19 protein-coding genes and 1 pseudogene are annotated in these 23031 nt (G+C 71.8%); 4 read left to right on the plus strand and 16 right to left on the minus strand.

Features of this window, described 5'->3' with window-relative positions; all coding sequences use genetic code 11:
- Nucleotides 1-2: 2 nt before the first annotated feature.
- From AC6JBM_RS28410 to AC6JBM_RS28460, 11 genes are all read right to left on the minus strand, one after another.
- Nucleotides 3-764 carry an SDR family NAD(P)-dependent oxidoreductase gene (locus AC6JBM_RS28410; protein WP_497977108.1) on the minus strand — a complete coding sequence of 254 codons (762 nt, stop codon included), beginning with the start codon at nucleotides 762-764 and terminating at the stop codon, nucleotides 3-5.
- Entirely contained in the window at nucleotides 757-1614 is an 858-nt protein-coding gene (locus AC6JBM_RS28415) for an acyl-CoA dehydrogenase family protein (protein WP_497977109.1), read from the minus strand. Before AC6JBM_RS28415 ends, AC6JBM_RS28410 begins: the two co-directional genes overlap by 8 nt.
- On the minus strand, nucleotides 1611-2696 hold the full coding sequence (locus tag AC6JBM_RS28420) for an acyl-CoA dehydrogenase family protein (RefSeq protein ID WP_497977110.1): 1086 nt from the start codon (nucleotides 2694-2696) through the stop codon (nucleotides 1611-1613). The genes AC6JBM_RS28415 and AC6JBM_RS28420 overlap by 4 nt, the downstream gene beginning before the upstream one ends.
- On the minus strand, nucleotides 2693-3832 hold the full coding sequence (locus tag AC6JBM_RS28425; protein WP_497977111.1) for a CaiB/BaiF CoA transferase family protein: 1140 nt from the start codon (nucleotides 3830-3832) through the stop codon (nucleotides 2693-2695). The genes AC6JBM_RS28420 and AC6JBM_RS28425 overlap by 4 nt, the downstream gene beginning before the upstream one ends.
- Nucleotides 3829-4575 (minus strand): enoyl-CoA hydratase-related protein, encoded by a 747-nt coding sequence (locus AC6JBM_RS28430; protein WP_497977112.1) that lies wholly within the window; start codon nucleotides 4573-4575, stop codon nucleotides 3829-3831. The genes AC6JBM_RS28425 and AC6JBM_RS28430 overlap by 4 nt, the downstream gene beginning before the upstream one ends.
- Nucleotides 4572-5093: a GlcG/HbpS family heme-binding protein gene (locus AC6JBM_RS28435; protein WP_497977113.1), complete on the minus strand. Its 522-nt coding sequence runs from the start codon at nucleotides 5091-5093 to the stop codon at nucleotides 4572-4574. Before AC6JBM_RS28435 ends, AC6JBM_RS28430 begins: the two co-directional genes overlap by 4 nt.
- On the minus strand, nucleotides 5090-5392 hold the full coding sequence (locus tag AC6JBM_RS28440) for a NifU family protein (RefSeq protein ID WP_433086835.1): 303 nt from the start codon (nucleotides 5390-5392) through the stop codon (nucleotides 5090-5092). Before AC6JBM_RS28440 ends, AC6JBM_RS28435 begins: the two co-directional genes overlap by 4 nt.
- Nucleotides 5379-6425: an amidohydrolase family protein gene (locus AC6JBM_RS28445; RefSeq protein ID WP_497977114.1), complete on the minus strand. Its 1047-nt coding sequence runs from the start codon at nucleotides 6423-6425 to the stop codon at nucleotides 5379-5381. Before AC6JBM_RS28445 ends, AC6JBM_RS28440 begins: the two co-directional genes overlap by 14 nt.
- A complete protein-coding gene (locus tag AC6JBM_RS28450; RefSeq protein WP_497977115.1) occupies nucleotides 6422-7513 on the minus strand; it encodes an ABC transporter permease in 1092 nt (363 codons plus the stop codon). The genes AC6JBM_RS28445 and AC6JBM_RS28450 overlap by 4 nt, the downstream gene beginning before the upstream one ends.
- Complete coding sequence (locus AC6JBM_RS28455) at nucleotides 7513-8253, minus strand: ATP-binding cassette domain-containing protein (protein ID WP_497977116.1); 741 nt, start codon at nucleotides 8251-8253, stop codon at nucleotides 7513-7515. Before AC6JBM_RS28455 ends, AC6JBM_RS28450 begins: the two co-directional genes overlap by 1 nt.
- Before the next feature lie 121 nt (nucleotides 8254-8374).
- The gene (locus tag AC6JBM_RS28460; RefSeq protein WP_497977117.1) at nucleotides 8375-9553 is read right to left on the minus strand and encodes a substrate-binding domain-containing protein; all 1179 of its coding nucleotides are present in this window, start codon (nucleotides 9551-9553) and stop codon (nucleotides 8375-8377) included.
- A 261-nt stretch (nucleotides 9554-9814) separates the two neighbouring features.
- Between AC6JBM_RS28460 and AC6JBM_RS28465 the strand changes: the two genes are divergently transcribed.
- The 4 genes and pseudogenes from AC6JBM_RS28465 to AC6JBM_RS28480 all read left to right on the plus strand — a co-directional run bounded on the left by AC6JBM_RS28465 (nucleotide 9815) and on the right by AC6JBM_RS28480 (nucleotide 12545).
- Nucleotides 9815-11020 (plus strand): CaiB/BaiF CoA transferase family protein, encoded by a 1206-nt coding sequence (locus AC6JBM_RS28465; RefSeq protein ID WP_497977118.1) that lies wholly within the window; start codon nucleotides 9815-9817, stop codon nucleotides 11018-11020.
- Nucleotide 11021: 1 nt separating this feature from the next.
- Nucleotides 11022-11489: pseudogene (locus AC6JBM_RS28470) on the plus strand (hydroxymethylglutaryl-CoA lyase-like TIM-barrel protein); the annotation flags it as partial.
- Between the two features lie 91 nt (nucleotides 11490-11580).
- The gene (locus AC6JBM_RS28475; protein WP_497986543.1) at nucleotides 11581-11919 is read left to right on the plus strand and encodes a hydroxymethylglutaryl-CoA lyase-like TIM-barrel protein; all 339 of its coding nucleotides are present in this window, start codon (nucleotides 11581-11583) and stop codon (nucleotides 11917-11919) included.
- A complete protein-coding gene (locus AC6JBM_RS28480) occupies nucleotides 11916-12545 on the plus strand; it encodes a GntR family transcriptional regulator (protein WP_497986544.1) in 630 nt (209 codons plus the stop codon). The genes AC6JBM_RS28475 and AC6JBM_RS28480 overlap by 4 nt, the downstream gene beginning before the upstream one ends.
- An 81-nt stretch (nucleotides 12546-12626) precedes the next feature.
- Here the strand turns inward: AC6JBM_RS28480 and AC6JBM_RS28485 are convergent, their stop codons facing one another.
- The 5 genes from AC6JBM_RS28485 to AC6JBM_RS28505 form a co-directional block, all read right to left on the minus strand.
- Nucleotides 12627-14843, minus strand: a complete 2217-nt coding sequence (locus AC6JBM_RS28485; RefSeq protein WP_497977119.1) for a DUF6055 domain-containing protein — start codon at nucleotides 14841-14843, stop codon at nucleotides 12627-12629.
- A 125-nt stretch (nucleotides 14844-14968) separates the two neighbouring features.
- Nucleotides 14969-18286, minus strand: coding sequence for a beta-L-arabinofuranosidase domain-containing protein (locus AC6JBM_RS28490; protein ID WP_497977120.1), 3318 nt, complete (start codon nucleotides 18284-18286; stop codon nucleotides 14969-14971).
- A 39-nt stretch (nucleotides 18287-18325) separates the two neighbouring features.
- Nucleotides 18326-19354: a COG1470 family protein gene (locus AC6JBM_RS28495; RefSeq protein WP_497977121.1), complete on the minus strand. Its 1029-nt coding sequence runs from the start codon at nucleotides 19352-19354 to the stop codon at nucleotides 18326-18328.
- Nucleotides 19355-19978 (minus strand): hypothetical protein, encoded by a 624-nt coding sequence (locus AC6JBM_RS28500; RefSeq protein WP_350624824.1) that lies wholly within the window; start codon nucleotides 19976-19978, stop codon nucleotides 19355-19357. It lies immediately after the preceding gene.
- Between the two features lie 7 nt (nucleotides 19979-19985).
- On the minus strand, nucleotides 19986-23021 hold the full coding sequence (locus AC6JBM_RS28505) for a family 43 glycosylhydrolase (protein ID WP_497977122.1): 3036 nt from the start codon (nucleotides 23019-23021) through the stop codon (nucleotides 19986-19988).
- Nucleotides 23022-23031: the final 10 nt, after the last annotated feature.

Raw genomic sequence — 23031 nt, forward strand, 5'->3', positions numbered from 1 at the left:
CGCTAGACGGACGCCGTGGAGCCCGCGTTGACGGTGTACTCGGCGCCGGTCACCTGACGCGACGCCGGGCCGGCGAGGAAGCGCACGACGGCGGCCACGTCGGCCGGCTCGTTCATGCGGCCCAGCGGCAGGCGGCGCATCTCGTGCACGAAGTGGTCGGCGGCCGCGTCGACGTCGATGCCGAGGTCCCGCGACAGCGAGGCGAGGAAGGTCTCCATCGTGGAGGTGCGGGTCGGGCCCGGCGCGACGGTGTTGACGCGCACCCCGGCCGGCCCGAACTCCATCGACAGCGCCTTGGCCAGGGCCAGCAGCGCGGCCTTGCTCACCGCGTAGTCGACCAGGTACGGCTTGGGGTGCCGCGCCCCCTCGGAGCCGATGTTCACCACGCTGCCGCCGCCCCGCGCGGCCATGCGCGGGATGACGGCCCGGCACAGGCGCACGCACGACATGACGTTGATGTCCCAGGTGCGCTGCCAGGCCGCGTCGTCGATGGCGGCGAACGACGCCCGGTAGGGCGCGACGGCGACGTTGTTCACCAGGATGTCGGCGTCGGCCGCGGCCCCGGCCACGAGCGCGGCGCCGGACGGGGTGCCGAGGTCGGCGGTGACGGTACGGATGCCGGAAACACCGTCGCAGGCGGACGGGTCGAGGTCGGCGGCCACGACCAGGCAGCCCTCGGCCGCGAACATCCGGGCGATCTCCAGCCCGATGCCGGAGCCGGCCCCGGTGACCACCGCCGTGAGACCCGCGATCGAGTCAGTCATCATCACTCCAGAAGTACGATTCGCCCTGGACCGCGACCCCGGCCGCCAGCACGGCCTCGGTCGCGAACTCAGGCTGCCACAGGTCACGCCACGCCCACAGCCGCCGGGTCAGCCGCTCCAGGCCCAGCTCCTGGGTCACCCCGATCGCGCCGTGGACCTGGTGGGCGATGCGGGCCACGACCCCGGCCGCCCGCGCGGCGACCGCGTGCGCGCTCAGGACCGCGACCTCGTCGTCCACATCGGACAGTGCGGCGCCGAGCGCGGCGCCGGTGAGCACCGACTGGGCGTGGGCCTCGGCGACGAGTGCGGACACGGCCTGGAAGCGGGCGATCGGCTTGCCGAACTGCACGCGGGTCTCGGCATATTCGGCGGTACGCCGGGCCGCCCCCTCGATCGCCCCGGCGAGCCGTGCGGTGTGCAGGACCCGCCAGGGCAGGAGCGCATCGCCGCCCTCGGCACCGTCGACGAGCAGTTCGTCGACCGGTTCCCCCGCCAGGTTCTCCCCGGGACGAAGGCCGTCCGCGGCGACGATCCCGCCCGAGGGCACCAGCACGGTGGCGCACCAGCGGCCCCACGGCACCAGCAGTTCCCCGCCGCCGAGCGGCAGTCCCACCCCGGTCGCGCCGCCCAGGGCACCCGCGTACAGCTCCGGAATCGGTGCCGAGAGCCCCGCGGCCGAGACGGCCCGCACGACCCCGGCGAGATCGGCGAGGTCGCCGCCGTAGGAGGGATCGAGGGCCAGCTGGTGCCATTCCTCGTCCCGGGCCGTGCGGAACACGGCCGCCATGTCCGGGGCGGCACGCAATGCGACGACGGCCGCCGCGGCGACGGTGTCCACAGTGGAGCTCATCGGGCCCCCTCCAGCGCCGAGCGGGCGACGACCACGCCGAGGACCTCGGTGGTGCCGCCGCGCAGCGAGAACCCGGGCGCGGACAGCTGCGCGTCGGCGAGCATCGCGGCGAAGCGGGGCCACGCGGCCGCGCCGACGTCGGCCCGGGTGAGCTCGCGGGCGGCCTCGATGACGTCGACCTCGAAGCGGTTGCCCAGCAGCTTCAGGGTCGCCGCGGCCGCGATCGGCGCCTCCCCCGCGTCCATGCGCGCGGCGACCTGCCGGCCCAGCGCGCGCAGGGCGGTGAGCCGGGCGACGAGCTCGCCGAGCCGCCACCCGCCGCCGCTGTCGAGCATGAGGCGCAGCAGCGGGTACGTGCTCAGCACCCGCTCCGGGCCGCCCCGCTCGAAGGAGAGCTGCTCGGTGACCTGGGTCCAGCCGTCGCCGACGGTGCCGAGCACCCACGCGTCGGGCACGGTCGCGCCGTCGAGGAAGACCTCGCAGAAGTGCCCGGGGCCGCGCAGGTCGGGGATGCGCCGGACGGTGACACCGGGCTGGTCGAGGTCGAGGACGAACTCGGTCAGTCCCTCATGGCGTTTCGTACCGTGTGCGGTGCGCGCGAGGACGTAAGCGTGCGTGGAGCGGTGCGCGTTGCTGGACCAGACCTTCTGCCCGTGCAGTTCCCAGCCGCCGTCGACGCGGGTCGCGCGGGTGCGCACGGAGGCGAGGTCGGAGCCGGCGTCGGGCTCGCTCATGCCGAGGCAGAAGCGGGCCTCGCCGGACGCGATCCGGGGCAGGATGTGCCGCCGCAGCTCCTCGGTCCCGAGCCGCGCGACGGCGGGGCCGATCTGCCGGTCGGCGATCCAGTGCCCGGCGACGGGCGCCCCGGCGCGCAGCAGCTCCTCGGTGAGCACGAACCGCTCGGCGAAGCCGCGGCCGTGCCCGCCGTACTCGGGACTCCAGGTGAGCCCGATCCAGCCCTCGGCCCCGAGCAGCCGGGTGAAGTCCTCGTCGTAGCCGGCCAGCCACGAGTCGCAGCGGGGGTCGAATCGCCCCTCGCGGCGCCACTCGTCCAGCCGCGCCCTGATCTCGGCGCGTTTCACGTACTCCTGCCCAGAATCTCGTCGTTGTGCTCGCCCAGGGTCGGGGGCGGGCGGTAGGCGACGGTCGGCGTCGCCGAGAACCGCATCGGCGCGGCGATGGTGCGCACGGTGCCGACGGCCGGGTGCTCGACGAGCGAGACGACGCCGCGGGCGATGAGGTCCGGGTCCTGCAGCAGCTCCTCGTAGCCGGCCAGGGGCGCGCACGGGATGTCGAGCTCGTCGAGGACCTTCAGCCACTCGCCGGTGGTGCGGGTCAGCATGATCTCGCCGACGATGCCGTAGAGCGCGTCGGCGTTGGCGATGCGCTTGCCGACGGTGTCGAAGCGCTCCTCGGCGAGGACGGCGCCGCGGCCGGCCCGGTCCAGGAAGCGCCGCCACTGCCGCTCGGTGTAGATCATCACGCAGAGGTGGCCGTCGCGGGTACGGTACGGGCGCCGGTTGGCCGCGGCCGTGCGCGGGTACACGGGCGGCCCGGCCGGCGGCTCGAACGTCCAGCCGTCGAGCTGCTCCAGCAGGCCGAAGGCGAACATGGTGTCGAGCATCGGCACCTCGACCCGCTGGCCCTGGCCGGTGGCGTCGCGGTGGCGCAGCGCGGCGAGGATCGCCACGGCGGCGGTGATCCCGGCGAGCTTGTCCGCGACCGGGGTGATGACGTATCCGGGCTCGTCCTGGTTGATGCTCTGCAGGGCGGCCAGGCCGGAGGCGCCCTGGATGATGTCGTCGTAGGCGGGGCGGTCCGCGTCCGGGCTCTGCTCGCTGAAGCCGGGGATGGCGCAGTACACCAGGCCGGCGTGGGCCGCGGAGCAGTCCTCGTAGGACAGCCCGAGCCGCCGGGCCGCGCCCGGGCGCATGTTGTGCACGAGCACGTCGGCGGTGGGCACGAGCCGGGCGAAGTCGGCGCGGCCCGCCTCCGACTTGAGGTCGAGCACGACGCTGCGCTTGCCGCGGTTCATGTTCAGGAACACGGCCGCCATGCCGGGGACCGTGGTCGCGCCGAGGTGCCGGGCGATGTCCCCACCGGGCGTCTCGATCTTCACCACGTCGGCGCCGAGGTCGGCGAGCAGGAGGGTGCAGTACGGCCCGGAGAAGGTGCTGGTCAGATCCAGCACCCGGACGCCGTGCAGCGGGGCGCTCACCGCTGGGCTCGCCGGCGCAGCGACCACATCTGCGAGGCGCGCTCGGCCTCCATCGCCTGCTCCCACTCGACCGCGGACGGCCCGGCCGAGCGGCGGAACGAGGCGGTGATGCGCCGGCTCAGCTCGGGGTCGGCGGGCGCGGCCGCGGCGAGGGCCAGGGCGTGCGCGTCGACCTCGTCGTCGGCGACGCACGCCCAGGCCAGCCCGGTGCGCACCGCGGCCGGCCCGTCGAGCTCCTGGCCGAGCAGCGTGAGCGCGGCGGCGCCGGAGCCGCCGAGCGCCGCGGCGGCGAGCAGCAGGTGCCCGCCGCCGGGGTGCAGCCCGATGGCGCCGAAGCCGGCGAGGATGCGCGCCCGCTCGGCCACGACCCGCACGTCCGCGGCGAGCAGCAGGTTCACGCCCGCGCCGACGGCGGCGCCCCGCACGGCCGCGACGACCGGCACGCCGAGGCGGCCGAGGCGGTAGAAGGAGTCGTACACGACGCCGAGGTCGGCGTAGCGGCGCGGGTCGGCGGGGTCCTGCGCCACGTCGTCGAGCAGCGCCCGGTGCGCGCCGGCGCAGAAGTGCCCGCCGTTGCCGCGCACCACCGCCGCCCGCACGCCCGGGTCCGCGTCGACGCGGGCGACGACCTCGCCGAGCTCGCGCGCCATGTCGAGGGTGAGGGCGTTGCGCCGGCCGGGCGCGTCGAGCGTGATGACCGCGACGCCGTCGGTGACCTCGAGGCCGACCTCGGCGGCGGTCACCCGAGCACCGCCAGGCCCGCCCGCGCGACCTCCATGTCCTGCGTGTAGTGGCCGCCGCTGACCCCGATGCCACCGACGACCGCCCCGTCGACCTTGATCGGGAAGCCGCCGCCGAAGGTCACCAGGCGGTCGATGCCGGCCGGGGCGCCCATGGCGAGCGGGCCGTCGTCCTTGATGAAGTCGTACCATCCGTCGCTGGACAGCCCGAAGCCGACCGACGTGTACGCCTTGTCCTGGGCGAGCTGGACGGTGACGAGGGGCGCGCCGTCCATGCGCTGGAAGGCCTTGAGCACGCCGCTCTCGTCGCACACGGCCACGGTGACGGGCAGCCCCATCGACTCGGCCTGCGCGACGGCGGCCTCGATGGCGGCGATCGCGGCCGCGTGCGCGATGGTCGCCTTGCTGACCACCGTGGACGACGGCACCGCGGCGGCGGACTCCTCCTGGTAGGGCAGGAACGGGTCCCGCTTGCGGCCGCCGCTGCGGCGGGTCCGCTGGTAGCCGAGGTTGGCGCTCATGACTGCTGCTCCTCCTTGATGCCGAACATGCGGGCGATGCGCTCCTCGGCGAAGCGGGACACGCCGCCCTCGCGGGAGACCGAGCGGACGCCCTCGACCTGCAGCAGGGCGGGGCGGACCAGGGCGCCCATGGTGACCGGGGCCGACGGGCAGGCCCGGCAGCGGCCCTTGAAACTGATATGGGCGTCGCCCTCGTCGTTCACCTCGACGGTGATGCCGCCGCCGTGGGCCTCGACGAGCTGGCGGACCTTGCCCTCGAGGGCGAGGTCGGCCGCCCGGTTGACCTCAGCGACGTCCACGGCGCACCGCCTTCTTGGCGGAGTCGGCGGCGCCCTTGCCGTACAACTCCTGGACCTTCGCCTCGACGTCGATGCCCATCATCTTCGCGTAGTTGAGGCCGAAGATCTTGGCCTTGATCTCGTCGGTCAGCTCCGGGTAGCCGTAGCCCTCCTGCAGGTCCTCGGGCATCGTCATCTCGGCGAACAGGTCGATGTAGGCCTGCACCTTCGGCCAGACGAACGCCTCCGAGCCCCACAGCAGCCGGTCGGCGCCGACGTGCAGCAGGCACTTGCCGATCGCGTGCAGCGCGGGGCGGGGCGCGACCGGGTACTGGTTGATCCACGCCGTCAGCGCGAGGTGGATGTTCTCGTAGCGCGAGGCGATGTTGATCGTCTCGTCGATGAACGGCTCGCCGAGGTGGTGCACGATGAAGTTCATCTCGGGGAAGTCCTGGGCCGCCCGCTCGAGGTCGTACGGGGCCAGGTCGATGATGTGCTGGGTGTTGAACGCGAGTCCCTTGTGGAACTGCACGTTGGTCACCCCGTTCTCGAGGCAGGTCTCCCAGATGGGGTAGGCCATGTCGGGGTCGTCGATGCGCCACGAGACCCCGCCGGAGTGGGCCTGGTAGAACTTGAAGCTGACCGCGCCCCACTCCTTGATCTGGCGGACGGCCTCCTTCTTGGCGCCGTAGCGGCCGTGGGTGATCGGGTCGACGCCGCCGCAGAAGAGCACCCGGTCCGGGTACGCCTCCTTGAGCTTGTAGTTGTTCTCGGCCGGGGAGAAGCCGAGCTTCCAGCCGCCGTGGGAGGGCACCGTCTGGGCCATCGCGATGTCCGTGTCGGACTCGTCGAACATGATGCGGTACGCGTCCTCGACGGACAGCTCGCGGTCGGAGATGTCGTCGTAGGGGTAGCCCGGCGCGGAGAACTTCTTGGCGTACTCCACCAGCGCGTTGGTCCGCTGCCGCCCGCCGCCGTACGACTCGTCGAAGTTGTCCTCGGTGAGCTTGTACATGTGGATGGCGTTGTCGAAGATGAAGAAGTCGTTCTTCACGATGTCCCACTTTCCGGGTGTGCTGGGTCTGCTTGCGAAGCTTCGAGCCGTTCGACGTGCCGGACGGCCAGCTGACGGCGGCGGCGCACGGCCAGGCCCGCGACGGAGACGCCCACGATGACGGCGACGCCGTTGAAGACGCTCTCGATCCAGGTCGCGGCGCCCAGGTGTTGCAGGCCGGCGATCGTGAAGCTCACGAAGTACGCGGCGATGACGGTGCCGAGCATGTTGACCCGGCCCGGGCGCAGCACCGCCGCGCCGAGGAAGGCCGCGGCGAAGGCGGGCAGGAGGAACTGCTGCCCGACGGCCGGCTGCCCGGAGCCGATCCGGGAGGCCAGCAGGAGCCCGGCGAGCGCGGCCAGCACCGCGGCGCCGACGAACGCGCGCAGGGTGTACGCGTTGACGTTGATCCCGGCCCGGGCGGCCCCGCGCAGGTTGCCGTCCATGGAGTACATCCGCTGCCCGAACGGCGTCCAGACGACCACGAACTCGAGCACCAGGATCACGACCACGAGGTAGATCAGCGGCAGCGGCACGCCCAGCAGGTCGCCGCGGGCGATCGCGGTGAAGCTCTCCGGGACGTCCTGGAAGATGACCCGGCCGCCGGTGATCATGTAGAGCAGGCCCATGAGCACGCTGCCGGTGGCCAGGGTGGCGATGATGGACTGCATCCCGAAGCGCAGCACCAGCACGGTGTTGAGCACCCCGACGACCACCGCGGCCGCGAGGACCACGAGGGCGGCGAGCCAGATCGGCACGCCCTTGACCGCGATCAGCCACACCGCGAGCCCCTGGGCCAGGCCCAGCATCGGGCCGACGGAGGCGTCGAGGTAGTGGGCCAGCAGCGGCAGGGTCGCGGCCAGGGCCACGATGACGGTGACCGTCTGGTTGACCAGGATCAGGCGGAAGTTCGTGGTGGTGAAGTACGTCTCCGGGCTCAGGATCGAGAACACGGCGATGACGAGCACGAGCAGGCCGATGAGCCCGAACTTGCTCACGGCGCCGACGAACCACTCCGACGAGCTCTGCCGGGACCGGTCGGCGCTCTGGCGAACGACGACCGGCGGCGGCGCGAGATTGGTGGACATTACGCGGCGTTCCTCTCCAGCGCGGCGGAGCCCTGCACGATGAGCTGCACGCACCGCTCGACGTCCAGCTCGCTGGTCGGGCCGTGGTGGACCTGCCGGCCGCCCTTCATCACCAGCAGCCGGTCGGCGAGCTCGAGCAGCTCGGGGATGCGGTGGCTGATGACGACCACGGCGTACCCGCGGTCGCGCAGCCGCACGATCAGGTCGTTGACCGCCCGGGACTCGGTGGTGCCCAGGGCCGCGGTCGGCTCGTCCATGACCATGACCCGGGGCTCGCCGGCGGCGACGAGCGCCCGGGCGATGGCGACCATCTGCCGCTGGCCGCCGGAGAGCCCCTCGACGAGCACGTTCATGTCGTGCAGGTCGATGCCGAGGCTCTCCAGGACGGTCTGCGTGCGGGCGCGCATGGCCTTCTTGCGCAATACCGGCAGTCCGGGGACGGTGCCGGTCCACTCGCGGCCCAGGAACACGTTCTCCACGACGCTGAGGTTGTCGCTGAGCCCGAGGTCCTGGTAGATCATCTCGATGCCGGCGGCGCGGGCCCGGCCGATGGTGTGCGGGGCGAGCTGCTCGCCCGCCACCCGCAGGTGCCCGCTGTCCGGCGCGATCGCCCCGCTCACCATGTTCATGAGCGTGGACTTGCCGGCCCCGTTGTCGCCGACGACGCCGAGGATCTCGCCCGGCTGCACCTCGAAGGACACGTCCGACACGGCACGCACGCGCCCGTAGGACTTCGACACGCCGACAACTTCAAGGACCGGCCCGCTCACGCCGTCGCCTCCGCAAGCTCCGGCGACGGCGCGAGGCACGAGAACGCCCTGTGCCCCTGGTGAGCGGCCCCTCCGCTTCGCTTCGGACCGCTCATTGCGCGCTGCTCCACATCTGCGTGTACCGCTCCGCGTAGTTGACGTACGAGTCCCAGTTGACCTTGCCGTCCTTGGGCGCGTTCGACTTGTCGAACACGGTCGCCGGGATGCCCTGCTCGGCGTCGGGCAGCGGCTGCTGGCCGGCCAGCAGGCGCACGACCTGGTCGACCGCGGCGTAGGCGTTCCAGCCGCGCACGGCCCCGAAGTCGGCGAACTGGTCACCCTTGGCGACGCTGCCCAGGCGCTCGGGCTCGGCGTTCTTCGACATCACCTTGACGTCGGTGCGGCCCGCGGCCTTCAGGGCGGCGATGATGGACTCCACGCCGTTGCCGTAGGGCGTGAAGATGTACTGCAGGTCGTTGCCGTACTTCTGGATCAGCGACGTCGTGATGTTCTGCATCTCGATCGGGTCGGTCGCCTGCGCCAGGGTGCGCTCGCGCACCTCGAGCAGCTTGCAGCCGGTGCACCCGGCGAAGACCTGCTTGCTGGTGTTGAGCGCCTCGACCAGGTGCGGGTAGCCGACGTCCCAGAGGAACACGGCCTTCGCGGTGCCCTTGCTCTCGGCGATCGCCTTGGTCACCTCGAGCACCGACTGGAAGGTCTCGCGGCTGGAGACGTTCGCGTCGAAGCCGACGGCGCCGCCCTCCTTGACCGCGGAGATGCCGACCGTCGGGATCTTCTGCTGCTTCATCTCGGCGAGGCCGTCGGCGACCTGGTTCTCCGGGATGGCCACGGTGATGACCGCGCTGGGCTTGTCGGCGGCGGCGGTCGAGAAGGCCTTCTGGAAGCCCTCCGGCGCGCCCTGACCGTCGAGGATCTTGGTGGTCCAGCCGAGTGACTGGGCGATCGAGGCGGCCTTCTTGCCGACCTCCTCGCAGGAGGTGCCGACCTTGCACACGATGATGTCGACCTTCGCGCCGGCCACCGGCTTGACCGACTTCGTCGGGCCGGACCAGTCCTTGTAGACCTTGATCTTGTCGAGGGTGATGTCCTTCTCGGCGCCCTCGAAGTACAGCAGCCCGCCGGTGCCGGCCTTGATCAGGTCGGCGGCCTGCTGGGTGTAGGTGTCGTTGACCGGGCCCGGGGACTCGCCGGCCGACGAGTTGTCGCCGCAGGCGGCGACCGTGAGCAACAGCGCGGCGCCTAGGGCCGCGACGGCGGGAAGTCTGATCAAGGTGCCACTCCTCGGGGGGCGGGGGGTGCGTTGTGTATGCAATATGGCCTTCACGCGGCGGTCGCTCGGGGTGGGCGCGGGTCCGCTTCGTGGCGTCGTTGTACGCAATGGAACGTAGGTCCACCGCGCGAGAGGTGTCAAGGGTCACGGTCAACCCGGTAGAGGAACCCACCCGAACGGCCATCTTGTATGCACCACGCCCTGTTGCCTTTCCGCCGAACGACACCTAAGTTGCATACAATTACGAGACCTGGAGGGAACATGACGACCGACACCGAACTCCCCCTGGCCGATCTGCGCGTGGTCGAGATGGGTCAGCTGCTGGCCGGGCCGTTCTGCGGGCAGCTCCTGGGCGACTTCGGGGCCGAGGTCATCAAGATCGAGGACCCACGCGCGGGCGACCCGATGCGCCAGTGGGGCCGGGAGAAGCCGCACGGCATGTCGCTGTGGTGGCCGATCGTCGCCCGGAACAAGAAGTCGGTGACCGTCAACCTGCGCGGCGCCGAGGGGCAGGACCTGGTGCGCCGGCTGCTCGCCGAGGCCGACGTGCTCATCGAGAACTTCCGCCCGGGCACGCTGGAGCGCTGGGGGCTCTCCCCCGAGGCGCTGTGGGAGCTCAACCCGCGCCTGGTCATCACCCGGGTCAGCGGCTACGGCCAGACCGGGCCGTACTCCAGCCGCGCCGGCTTCGGCTCGATCGGCGAGGCGATGGGCGGCATCCGCTACGTCATCGGCGACCCCGACCGCCCGCCCGCCCGCTCCGGCATCTCCCTCGGCGACTCGCTCGCCGCCGTCTTCGCCGCGCTGGGCACGCTCGTCGCCCTGCACACCCGCCGCCGCACCGGCCGCGGCCAGGTCGTGGACGCGGCCATCTACGAGGCCGTGCTCGCGATGATGGAGTCGCTGCTGCCGGAGTGGGAGCTGGCCGGCTACCAGCGCGAGCGCACGGGCGCGGTGCTGCCGAACATCTCCCCCAGCAACGTGTTTCCGACCAGCGACGGCGAGAGCGTGCTCATCGCGGCCAACCAGGACGGCGTGTTCCGCCGGCTGACCGAGGTCATGGGCCGGCCCGACCTCGCCGAGGACGAGCGCTTCGCCACCCACGACGCCCGCGGGCGCAACATGGACCTGATCGACGGGATGATCGCCGACTGGTCGGCGACGGTACCGGCGGCAGACCTGCTGCACCGCCTCGACGCCGCCGGCGTGCCGGCCGGGCGCATCTACAAGGCTCGCGACATGCTCGCCGACCCGCACTACGCGGCCAGGCAGGCGATCGTGCGCATGGCCGCGCCGGGCCTCGGCGACGTGCCGATGCAGAACGTCATGCCGCGGCTGAGCGAGACGCCGGGCGCGGTGCGGCACACGGGCCCGCAGCTCGGTGAGCACAACGACGAGGTGTTGGGCAAGATCCTCGGCCTCGACGCCGAGCAGACGGCGCGGCTGCGCTCGGCGGGGGTGATCTGAGATGCGTATCGACATCGTCGAGGTGGGACCGCGCGACGGTCTGCAGAACGAAGCGGTGACGGTACCGACCGCCGAGAAGATCGAGTTCGTCCGGCGCCTGGCCGCCGCGGGTGCCCGGCGCATCGAGGTCACCAGCTTCGTGCGGCCCGACCGCGTCCCCCAGCTCGCGGACGCCGAGGAGGTCCTCGCGGGCCTCGACCTGCCGGACGTCACCGTCAGCGCGCTGGTCTTCAACGAGCGCGGCCTGCGCCGGGCCGCGGCCGCGGGTGTCCCCGAGGTCAACCTGGTCATGGTCGCGACCGACACCTTCTCCCGGCGCAACCAGGGCATGGCCGTGGCCGACGCCGTGGCCTCCTACCAGCGCCTGGCCGCCCAGGCCCACGACCTCGGCATGCGGGTGACCCTCACGATCGGCGCCTCGTGGGGCTGCCCCTTCGAGGGCGAGGTCGACCCCGGCCGCGTGCTGGAGCTGGTCGGCTCGTTCGAGGCCGACGAGGTCTGCCTGGCCGACACCATCGGCGTCGCGACCCCCCGGCCGGGTCACCGCGCTGGTCGGCGCCGTGCGCGACGTGACCGCGCTGCCGGTGCGCTGCCACTTCCACAACACCCGCAACAGCGGCTACGCCAACGCCTACGCGGCCCTGGCCGCCGGGGCCGTGGCCCTGGACGCGAGCAGCGGCGGGATCGGCGGCTGCCCCTTCGCCCCGCGCGCGACGGGCAACATCGCCACCGAGGACCTGGCCTGGGCCCTGCACCGCGACGGCTACGAGACCGGGCTCTCCGTGCCCGGCCTGCTGCACGCGAGCGCGCTCGTGGAACGTACCCTCGGCAGGCAGGTCCCGGCGCTGCTGGGCCGCACCGACCCATTCCCTCAACCGGAGGCGGCAACCGAGTCGTGAACGCGGTCGAACACGCCTACGCCACGCTGCGCAAGGGCATCCTGGACGGCACCTACCCGCCGGGCGCGCAGCTGGCCGAGGTCGAGCTCGCCGGGCACCTGTCGGTCTCGCGCACCCCCGTCCGCGAGGCGATCCGCCGCCTGCACTCGGAGGGCCTGATCGAGGTCTTCCCCAACCGCGGCGCCTACGTGCGCACGTGGACCCGCGCGCAGCTCGACGAGCTGTTCTCGGTCCGCGCCCTGCTGGAGGGCCACGCCGCGGCCCTGGCCGCCCAGCACGCCACGGACACCCAGCGCACCGCGATGGCGGCGCTGTGCGACGACATGGACGAGGCGGCCGCCGAGCCGACCGACATCCAGCGCGTGGCCGGCCTGAACGACCGCTTCCACGCCCTCGTCCACGAGTCCTCGGCCAACTCGCTGCTGCCGGGCATGATCCGCGGCCTGATCCAGGTCCCGGTGGTGCTGCGCACGTTCCTGGGCTACTCCCCCGAACGCCTGCGGATCAGCCTGCAGCAGCACCGCGAGATCCTGTCGGCGATCCGCGCCCACGACGTCCCCTGGGCCGAGTCCGCCATGCGCACCCACATCCTCTCGGCCCGCCACGAGCTCGACGCCTCCTCATGACGCCCGGCCGCGCGGCGTAGGACTGCCGCACGGTGGCCGGGTGGCGGGGGCGGCACGTGGCCGTCCCGCCACCCGGACCGGCTACGCGGTGAAGGCCTTGACCTCCAGGAGGCCGACCGAGTTGGTGCCGTTGGACTGCAGCAGGACCCGCAGCCTCGTCGTGCTCACCGTGGTGAAGGTGACGGTGTTGTACGCGTTCGCGTTGGTCGTGTAGCCCGACGCGCCCGGCACGTCCACGTAGGCGCTGCCGTTCCAGTACTGCAGCTTCCAGCTCGACGGCAGGTCGATGCCCTGGTTGTCGTCGAACAGGTACACCTGCGCCTTGTTCAGCGACTGGGCCGACGACCACTGCAGCTCCGCCCACTGCTGCCCGCTGTTCGGCCAGGTGCCCCAGCGCGGGTTCACGGTGTCGTTCGACGAGGGCGGGTCGATGTTGTCGTTGATGGCGTTCACCGACTCCCACGACGACGTGTAGGAGGCCGACGGGGCCGCCTGCGGAGCCACGTTGACGCCGCCGGTCGGAGGGGGTGTCGTCGTGCCGCCGCCGATCGCGAGGTCGGCGGAGGAGAACCCGGTGAAGGACGGGTTGACGTCCGTCTCGCCACCGCCGCCGTCGCACTTGCGGTCCGGGTTGAAGGCGAGGTACGTCCCGGAGCCGCACGCGATCGCGAACTCGGCGTCGCCGCCGACCACGATGTTGCCCGAGAGGTTCGCGCCCGCCTGGATCAGCGCGTTGTCCTTGACGATCGCGTTGCCGCCGACCGTGCCGCCGTTGACCCAGCCGAGGCCTTCGATGCGGGCGTTGCCGGTCACGGTGCCGGCGTACACCGCGGCCTTCGGGCCGACGTAGGCGGTCGACGCCACGCTCGCGTTCGCCGCGACCCAGCCGCCGCCGTTGGCGTGCCAGTGGCCGCCGTTCGTCGCGGCCGGCTTCACGTAGCCGGGCTCGAAGCCCGACGGGGTGGCGCCGGAGACGCGGAACTCGTACGGGAAGCGCCGCGCCTTGTTGTAACCGTCCAGGAAGGCGTAGTGCGGCACCGCGTTCGGGGTCGCGGTGACGACCAGCCACACCTCCTTCTCGCCGGACTGCAGCTGGAAGTCGACCTGCCCGTCGGTGCCGGTGGTGAGCGCCGAGTACCGCGGCACGCCGTTCTTCACCGCGACGAGCCCGAACGTCCAGCCGGTCGCGCCCGTCTCGGCGTGCCCGCGCAGGCGCAGCTTCACCAGGCCGCCGTCGGTGGCGGGGACGAGCTTGATCTTGTTGAAGCCGTAGTCCGACGGGGCGACGCGGGCGTTGATGCGGAAGTGCCCGAGCGAGGCGTCGACCGCCTCCACGTTGCCGCCGTTGTACGCGTTGTTGAGGAAGCCCGCGCCGTAGACGTTGGTGATGAACGGCATCAGCGTGGACCTGTTGCCGAAGTCGTACGTCACCGTGCGCGTCGCGTACTCCCCGACGCGCCGGTTCAGCTCGGCCTGGGTGATGCCGGTGATGCGGCGGTACGTCTCCAGCGGATGCTCGTTGCTCTTCGCCTCGTTCCAGATGCGGTTGAACATCGCGAGCCCGTCGCGGTCCTTGATGTACTGCATCAGCATCCAGTTGCCGTAGTGGTGGCGGCTGGAGCTGTAGTAGAGGTTCTCCGAGCGCAGCCAGCGGCTCAGGTCACCGGCGGCGGTGGTGGGCAGCGCCTGCATGGCCATGAACTCCGCGCTGGTCTCCCAGAACGTGCCCGCGCTCGCGTCGGTGAAGCCGTAGCCCGAGCGGCCCAGGAACGTGTAGTTCTGGAACACGTGCCCGAGCTCGTGCGCGAGGCCCCAGGAGCCCGGCAGCGCGGCCTTGGGATCGATGTTGATGACACCGACCTTGCCGTCCACGGAACCGCCGGTGGCCCAGGCATTCAGCTCCGTGCGGTTCCATGTGTTCGTGATGATGACGATGATTTTGTACTGCGCGAGCAGCCCCTGCTCCGGCGTGAACTGCATCGTGTTCACGTAGAACGAGTACAGGTTCTCCAGCTGCGTGATGACGCTGTTCGGGTCGAAGTTGTACGGCGAGGGCGCCGAGGTCGGCGTGGTGCCCGACTTCTCGCCCCACAGCAGGATGAAGTTGTTCGACTCCTTGGTGCGGTTCTGGGCCCACGGCACCTCGCCGGTCTGGGTCCAGCGGGCGGGGATGTAGACGGACTTCGTGGCGGCGGCGGCCGGGCGCGTCTGCAGGGCGACGAGCACGCCGGCGATCACGGCCAGCGCGACCATCGGCGCCAGCCACAGCCGGCGCGCGCGGATATTGACGGGGGTCATGGACGCACAATGTTCTCCGAAAACCTTTTCGGTGCAACCGAGGCCACTTTTAGCGAAAGCTTTTCGGAGCCTTAAGCCGCACCCCGGGACACCAGCCGAAGGTGTCCCGGGGCGCGAAAATTACATCAGCTGTACGACGCCTCGAACTCCGCCGTCACCGTCTGCCCGCCGACCACGCCGGTCGCTCGGACCGTCACGGTGCCGGCCGGGACGGACGCGGCGCGGGAGTTGAACGCCTGGTAGGCCGACTTGCCGGGGGCCACGCCCTCGACCGTGCGCGAGCCGTACGGCGTGACCAGCTCGATGGTGAGGGGCACGCTGTCGTCGTTGCGCGCGTTGACCGAGACGTAGACGGTCCCGCCGATGCGCTGGGTGCGCGCCTCGACCGCGACGGTGAGCTCCGGCCCGGTGGCGAGCTCCTGGCGGGCCGCGTTCGCCGCCGCGACCACCGCGTCCTTCTCGGCCGCGGAGAGCAGCGAGCCCGCCAGGGTGGTGACCGCCGCGACGAACTGGGTGTGCGTGGCGAACGGGGCCTGGTCCCACAGCAGGTCGAGGAACGTCGGGCCGTCGGTGCCGGGGGACGTGACGCCGGAGACGGGCACGTCGTAGTTCGGCAGCCCGTCGTTGCGCTTCCGGTTCGGCACCCCGGTGTCGATGGAGCCGAAGACGATCGTCGGCTCGACCCGGCGGAAGTAGGAGGACGCGGCCTGGCTGTCGCTGATGTAGTACGGCCGCAACGAGAACCCGCCCGCGGCGAACGTCTGGTCCCCGGCCGCCGTGACCGCCCCGGCCGTGACCGCCGCGCGCGTGTAGTCGCCGTCGCGCTTGAGGTGCTTGTAGAGCGACAGCTCCCGCCAGGCCCCGCTGCCCGGGTTGCCGAGGATCTGCAGCAGCACCGGCCCCCAGAAGAGCGCCTGGGTGTCGGGCCGGTCGATGGCCCGCTCGACGCGGACGCTGAACGGCATCCGGATCTCGACCACGTCCCCGGGGCTCCAGGTGCGGCTCAGCGTCACGTACGAGCCCGGCTGCGCGTTCAGGTTCTGCGCGGTGCCGTTGAGGGTCACCGTGAAGCCGCGCTGGACCCAGCCTGGCACCCGCAGCTTGACGTCCAGCGGCCCGGACCCGTTCACCGTGAGCTTCGTGCGGTCCTCGCGCGGGTACGACGTCGCCTGCGTGATCGTGAAGCCCTTCTCGGCCCACGTCAGGGTCGAGGGCAGGTAGAGGTTCACCCACAGGGTGCCGCCGTCGTCGGACTTGAGGTAGACGGTCTCCTGGTACTTGGTGTGGTTCTCCAGCCCGGTGCCGCCGCAGCAGGTGCCGGTGTTGCCGTAGCTGCGCACGGTGCCGGCCGCGAGGGGCTGGAAGTAGGTCACCCGCGGGTCGGAGGTCGAGTCGGTGTCGGCCCGCGAGCCCGGGATCATGTTGACGAGGGCGCGCTCGTAGTAGTCCATGTACGCCGGGTCGTGCTCGTGCAGGAAGAGGTTGCGGGCCAGCTTCATGACGTTGTACGTGGTGCAGGTCTCCGCGCCGCTGGTCGGCACCGAGTTGGCGATGTCGTCGCGGTTCTGGAACAGCTCGAGGTTGTTGTTGGAGCCGGGGTAGTTGCCGCCCGTGCCGCCGTGGGCGAACATGCGGTGCGGCACGACCATGCCGTAGAAGTTCTTGGCCGCGGTGAAGTACTCCTGGCCGCCGCCCTGCTCGAAGATGCGCATGTAGCCGATGAACTGCGGCACGTGCGTGTTGGCGTGCAGGCGCTCGGCGCGGCGGCGGCCCGGCCGGTTCTGCGGCGTGACGACGAGGATGTCGCGGTTCTCGACGCACGCGCCGAAGAGCGACTCGCGGTTGTCGAAGCACTTGGCGGTGTCGAGGTGCTTCGGGTCGCCGGTGAGCTGGGCGATCTCCGGGAAGACCTCGTTGGCGCCGCCGAACTCGCCGCCGATGTAGAGGTCCCACATGTAGTTGAGGTCGTCGCGGGTCAGCGGGCCGGTGTAGCCGGGGTGGTTCTTGTCCCCGATGGTGAGCGCGAGGTGGGCCCAGTCCGCCATCTTCGTGACGACCTGGAGGGCCTGGGCGTTGCCGGTGTGGTAGTACGCGTCCAGCAGCCCGCGCATGATCTTGTGCTGGGTGTACCAGGGCGCCCACGTGTTCGTCTCGGCGTTGCCGCCGTAGACGGCCCAGCGGGGCGGGCCGAGGCGCAGCACCGCGTCCTCCGGGATGGCGCCGAGGTAGCCCGGGAACGTCGGGATCCAGTCCGCGGCCCCGGCCGTCGAGGCGGCCACGATGCCGGCGTCACGGCCGTTGGGCGAGCCGTCCTTGAGCGCGCTGCCGTCGGTCTCGTCGAACTTGTACCACGCGATGTTGCCCCCGCCGGTGCTCCCGGCCGGGGAGTCCAGCATGGACAGCAGCTCGGTCTGGGTCAGCGCCCGGTCGAAGATGTGGAACTCGTCGACGGTGGCGTCCAGGAACGGGTCGCCGTAGGCCGACCGCCCGATCCACCGGTTGCCGGGGTTGCCGAGGTTGGACGGGTTGAGCGTCATGTTGGTGTTGGTGCCGACCGGCTGCGCGTTGACGTACATCGTGCCGGTCTTGCCCGACAGCGTCACCGCGATGTGCACCCACTGGTTGGTGGGCAGCGCCGCGCTGCCGTTGATCTGCTGCTCCTGGCCGGAGCCGCCGACGGTGATGGCGAAGCGCGGCACGTTGCCGGTCACGCCCGCCCGCGGGGTCAGGAACATGTTCACGGTCGTGCTCTGGCCGAAGTCGAACAGCCGCGTCCAGCTCGCCGTGGAGGCGAGGTTGATCCAGGTCGCGATGGTGAAGTCGGTGAGCTGGTTGATCGCCTCCTGGGGCAGGGTGCAGTACTGCGCCTTGCTCGTGCCGTTGAGCTTGAGCGCGTTGCCGAACCGGCCCTGCACCCGGCCGATCTGCGGCGCGGGCTGCTCCCCGCCGCCGCCCGGGCTGCCGCCCATCCGCGCGGTGATGGCGGCCTGGCACGCGGCCAGCTCCCCGACCATCCAGTCGAGCTTGGTCTTGTAGACGGCCTCGCCCTGGTCGGCGTAGGCCTGCGCGAGCGAGGTCATGTAGTGCCCGGCCCAGTGGCCGCTCAGCAGCCCGCCGTCCTCCCAGCCGCCGGGCACCGAGACGCCCGACGGGTTCGGCCGGCCCGCCTGGTTGTTGAACAGCACCAGGAACCGGCGCTCGTCGAAGGCGCGCAGGAACGCCTTGGTGCGGTCGCGCTTCTCCTGGAAGAGCCCGCTGCCCAGCCGGACCTCGCCGAGCTGGAACGGGCGGACGGGGGCGGTGCCGCCCGGCCCGGGCTGGGGCGGGACGGTGGCGGCGGCAACGGGGGCGGCAAGAGCGGATTCGGGCATGAGCAGGCCCCCGCCGGCGACGGTGGCGGCACCGAGCGCGGAGGCCTGCAGAAACTGACGTCGATTGGCCATGGATCGATTGTTAGCGCTAACTCCGACGTAGGTCAACAATCATTTTGACGTGCTCAGATTTGCGTTGTTAGCGCTAACAATTCCTTCTTCCCGAGCGGCGGCGAGCAGCGCGGCGAGGCGGGAACGACGACGGCGGCGCACCCAGCGCAGGACGAAGAACAGGGCGACGAGCAGCGCCACGAGCAGCAGCTGCGGCCACGGCACCACCCACGCCGACACCGCGACCGTGGACGGCACCACCTGCGCGCCCGGCCCGGCCTCGCCGATGACCTGCGGGGTCAGCTCGACCGTGGTCGTCACCCGGAACAGGCCCCAGACGCCGCGCACCCGGGCCTCGGCCTCCCGGCTCCCGCCGGGCAGCAGCTCCCCCGCCTGCACCCCGGCCGTGCTGTGCCGCGCGCCGAAGAGCTCGGCGACGGAGGTGCCGGCGCGGGCGTCGACCCGCACGTTGCCCGCGTTCGCCACGGTGTAGGTGACGCGGACCGAGCCGGGCGTGAACGGGTTCCAGGAGCGCTCGAAGCTCGCGTCCAGCCCGTGCCCGCCGAGCGCGGCCCGGACCGTGCCGCTGGTGCGCAGCATCACCCGGAAGCCGACGCGGCTGTCGACCGCGACCGTGCCGGAGTCGCTGAGCACCGACGCCGCGATGCCCGCCGGGTGGTCGCCGGGGGCGGCGTCGCGCGGCACCGTGACGGTGAACGGCACCACCTTGGTCTCGTTCGGCCCGACGGTGACGCTCTTCTGCACCGTGATCCAGGTGCCGCCGTCCTTCGAGGGCTGGTCGGCGGGCAGCATGTTGAAGCGGCCCTTGTCCGTGAGGTAGCCGTCGGCGGCCGACAGCGCGAAGACCGCGGAGGTCTTGCCGAGGTTGCGCACGGCCATGTGCTCGGTGACGGCCTGGCCCGGGTCCAGGGTTCGCTCGACCCACCGCCGGCCGTCCGGCCCGCCGGCGTCGGCGGGCTGGACGGTCCAGGTCATCGTGCCCGGGTCGGCGAGCGCGGGGATCGGCACCAGGGGGACGGCCAGGACCGCGGCGAGCACCACCGCGGTCCGGGCCAGAAGACGGGACATCTACTCGAACAGGGAGATGGTCAGGGTCGCGTGGTAGGAACCGGCCGCGACGTCGGCGGGGGTGCGCAGGAACAGGTCGGCGTTCACGTCGTACGCGCCCCCGGCGACCGCCGCCGAGTCGTACGTCGAGACCAGCAGCTCCTGGTCCTTGAGGCCGACGTTGTTGCCGGGCTGGGTCGGGTCGTCGAGGACGGTCACGACCTCCTCGCCCTCCGCGACCTGGCCGGTCTCGCCGCCGTCGATCAGCCGCGGCTTCCAGCCGAGGTGGTCGGCGGTGATCGCGGGCTGCCCCGCGGTGCCGGTGAAGGCGCTGGACGTGCCCAGGACCGCCCAGCTCGCCCCGGCCGGGATCTCGTCGCCGGTGCGGGTGTCGGTGACCCGGACCGTCGGCAGGGTGCCGGTGAACTGCCGCACGAGGGCGGTGGAGCCGTTCTCGGCCAGGGTCACCGCGTTGCCGGCGACGCTCAGCGCGAGCACGCCGGGCTGGTGGATCGCGGGGATGTCGACGGTGACCTGGACGTCGCTGGAGTCTCCCGGGTCGGCCGAGGCGACGCCCGCGAAGGCGGCGCTTCCGGCCAGCACCGCGGCCCAAGTGGCCACGTGGAGTCGGGCGCGTGCGTTCATGCTGCTCCTAACAGGTGAGGGTGCCGTAGTCGGCGGTGATGGGGGCGGTGCCGGTGACGCGGACGGTGACCGTGCCGGCCGGCATGGTCGTGGCCCGGACCGGGAAGGACTGGTAGGCGTTGGCGCCGGGCGCGACGGCCGCGAACGAGCGGTCGCCGTAGGCGGTCTCGACGGCCAGGTCGAGCGCCGCGCCGCCGTCGTTGTGCGCCTGCACGGCGAGGTACGCCTTGCCGGCGATGCACCGGGGCTGGACGGTCACCGTGACCGGCGCGACGGGCTGGGTGCCGGGGTCGTCGGCGAAGACCCGCCACTCGGTGATCGCGACCGCCGAGTAGGTCGTGCCGTTGCCGTTCGCGCTGACGGTCGCCCGCAGCCGGGAGGTGACGACCGGGGTGAAGGTGACGGTGTTGAAAGCCGTCGTCGAGGTGCCGTAGGTGGCGGTGATGTCCTGCCAGGCGGTCCCATCCCAGTATTGGAGCTTCCAGCCGTCCGGCTCGGCCACGCCGTCGCCGGTGCCGCGGTTGGAGTCCTTCCAGAACTTGAGTTCGGCGCCGGTGAGGCGGATCGGGCGCGCCCAGTCGTACTGCACCCACTGCGTCGCCGGGCGGCTGCCGGACCAGGTGCCCCAGATCTGGGCCTGGGCCGGGTTCGCCGGGTCCGCGTTGTCGTTGAGCGCGGTGACGCTGTTCCAGGACGCCGTGTACGACGCCGTCGGGGTCGCGATCGGCCCGACGTTGCCGGACAGCGGCCCGGACAGGTCGGCCGCGATCGTGGCCGTCTTCGCGGTCTCCACGTTCCCGGCGTTGTCCAGCGCCCGGAACGACACCGTGTGCTTGTTCGAGTCGGGCGCGGAGACCGGTCCCGTGTACGTGACCCAGGCCCCCGTGTCGACGGCGTACTCGATGCGGGCGATGCCGGAGGTGGCGTCGGCCGCGCTCACGGCAACGCTCCGTCCGGTGACCGTCGCGGTGCTCACCGGCGCGGTCGCGTCGATCCGCACCGCCAGCGATGCCGGGGCCGAGGTGTTCCCGGCCCGGTCGGTGGCCGTGGCGCTCACCGTGTGCTGGCCGTCACCGGAGACGTTCACGTCGGCGTAGCGCACCGGCGAGACCGACACCGCCGCCTGACTGTCCACCGTGGACCTGATCGTCATCCGCCCGCCGCGGTCGTCCACGGCCGCCACGCGCACCTTGACCGCCGAGCGGAACCAGCCGCCCGTGCCCGCGCTGCCGCTCGGGGTGAGCGTCACCGTCGGGGCCGTCACGTCTCCGGCGGTGTCGCCGGGCGAGATCACCGTGACCGCCGCGGTGACCTGGCCGGCGGCATAGCCCAGGACCGAGCCCTTGACGGTGAACTGCCCCGGCGCGTCGGCGGTGACCGGGTCCCAGTAGACCGGGATCTGGAGCGTCTCCGCGCCGAACGTCACCGGAACCGTCCCGGGCAGCTCGGTCTCGCCGACCTCGACGGTGATGGCCGGGGCGGTGACCGAGGCCGGCTGGGCCGCGAGCACCTTCCACTCCTCCACGGCGACGGCCGAGTAGGTGCTGCCGTTGGTCGAGGCGTCGAAGACGGCCCGCACCTGCGTGGTGGTGACCGGGTCGAACGTGGTGTTCTGCAAGCCCGCGGTCGCGGTCGGGTAGCCGCTCGGGTTCGGCACGTCGGCCCACTGCCCGGTGGCGAGGTTCCAGTACTGGATCTTCCACCGGGCCGGGGCCGCGACGCCGACGCCGCTGCCCTGGGGCTGGTCGTTCCAGAAGTCGATCTGCGAGCCCGCGATCCGCATCGGGGAGTCCCACGTGTACTGCACCCACTGCTGCGCCGGGTTGTTCCCGGTCCAGGTGCCCCACATGTCCGGCGGGAGCGGGTTGGCGCGCACGATCTCGTCGTTGAGCGCCTTCACCCAGTACTGCGTCGGCACCGGGTCGTTGGAGACGGTGACCTTGGCCTCCTGGGCGATGTTCGCCCGCGGGGTGCGGTCGCGCTGCTTCACCGGCGTCTGGACGACCATCTTCATCCGCGGCGGGGACTGGGTGTCGTCCCACTCCACCTTGTCGATGGCGACCGAGCGGCGGAAGTGCCCGCCACCCACGGCGTCGGCGGTGTGGTAGGTGATGTACCACTGGCCCTTGTACTCGATGATGCCCGGGTGGCTCGTCGTCGACGACACCGGCGCGAGCACCGTGCCGCGGTAGGTCCACGGCCCCGACGGCGACGCCGAGGTCGCGTACGCGATGCACGCGTGGTAGTTCGCCGGGGTGCACGACGAGGTCGGGCCGGCGTTGTTGCCCGCGTAGGCCAGGTAGTACGTGCCGTTGCGCGCGAAGAGCCAGGGCGCCTCGAAGAACCCGGTGAGCCCGGTGACCGTCTTCTGGGTGCCGACCGGCGTCTTCATGTCCGCGGCGTACTCGAGCATCCGCAGCTGGCCGAAGGTGCCCCAGTAGACGTAGACGTGACCGTTCTCGACGAGGATGGTCGGGTCGATGTTCTGGATGTCGTTCGTCGTCGGCACCCGCTGGGAGATCAGCGGGCCCCCGATGTAGTCGGTCCACGGCCCGGTCGGGCTGCCGGACACGGCCAGGCCGATCGCGAACTTGTCCGCGGCGGTGCTGGTGCGCTCGCTCACGGGCAGGTACCAGTAGTAGCGCCCGTCGGGGCCCTGGACCACCTGGCCGGCGTAGGCGCGGCCGGCCGTGGCCCAGGCGAACAGCGTCTCCGGGCGGGCCAGCGACGGGTAGTGCGTCCACTGTCCACTCTGGACGTCACTCGTGCGCAACGCGCCCCACTCGTTCATCTGGAAGTCGTTGGTGGTGGGGCCGGCCTGGTCGTGGCCGGTGTAGATGTAGAGGTCGTCGCCGGCCACCAGCGGGGCCGGGTCGGCCGAGTAGTAGCTGCCGTCCGCGAGGATGGGGTTGCCCTGGTGGGTGAAGGTGTACGAGGTCGCATCAGCAGCTAGCGAATCGGCGGCCTGGGCCTGGCCGGCCGGGCTGACGAGCAGCCCGGCCAGCACAAGCCCCGCCACCGCCGCGAGGCGGAGGGATTTCAACTGAGCCGTC

The sequence above is a fragment of the Dactylosporangium thailandense genome (assembly GCF_059739745.1).

Excerpts from the sequence above, each read along its gene's own strand:
- AC6JBM_RS28500 (WP_350624824.1), bottom strand. The coding sequence starts at position 19,978 with ATGAACGCACGCGCCCGACTCCACGTGGCCACTTGGGCCGCGGTGCTG.
- AC6JBM_RS28450 (WP_497977115.1), bottom strand. The coding sequence starts at position 7,513 with ATGTCCACCAATCTCGCGCCGCCGCCGGTCGTCGTTCGCCAGAGCGCC.
- AC6JBM_RS28485 (WP_497977119.1), bottom strand. The coding sequence starts at position 14,843 with ATGACCCCCGTCAATATCCGCGCGCGCCGGCTGTGGCTGGCGCCGATG.
- AC6JBM_RS28490 (WP_497977120.1), bottom strand. The coding sequence starts at position 18,286 with ATGGCCAATCGACGTCAGTTTCTGCAGGCCTCCGCGCTCGGTGCCGCC.
- AC6JBM_RS28410 (WP_497977108.1), bottom strand. The coding sequence starts at position 764 with ATGACTGACTCGATCGCGGGTCTCACGGCGGTGGTCACCGGGGCCGGC.
- AC6JBM_RS28465 (WP_497977118.1), top strand. The coding sequence starts at position 9,815 with ATGACGACCGACACCGAACTCCCCCTGGCCGATCTGCGCGTGGTCGAG.
- AC6JBM_RS28435 (WP_497977113.1), bottom strand. The coding sequence starts at position 5,093 with ATGAGCGCCAACCTCGGCTACCAGCGGACCCGCCGCAGCGGCGGCCGC.
- AC6JBM_RS28495 (WP_497977121.1), bottom strand. The coding sequence starts at position 19,354 with ATGTCCCGTCTTCTGGCCCGGACCGCGGTGGTGCTCGCCGCGGTCCTG.
- AC6JBM_RS28415 (WP_497977109.1), bottom strand. The coding sequence starts at position 1,614 with ATGAGCTCCACTGTGGACACCGTCGCCGCGGCGGCCGTCGTCGCATTG.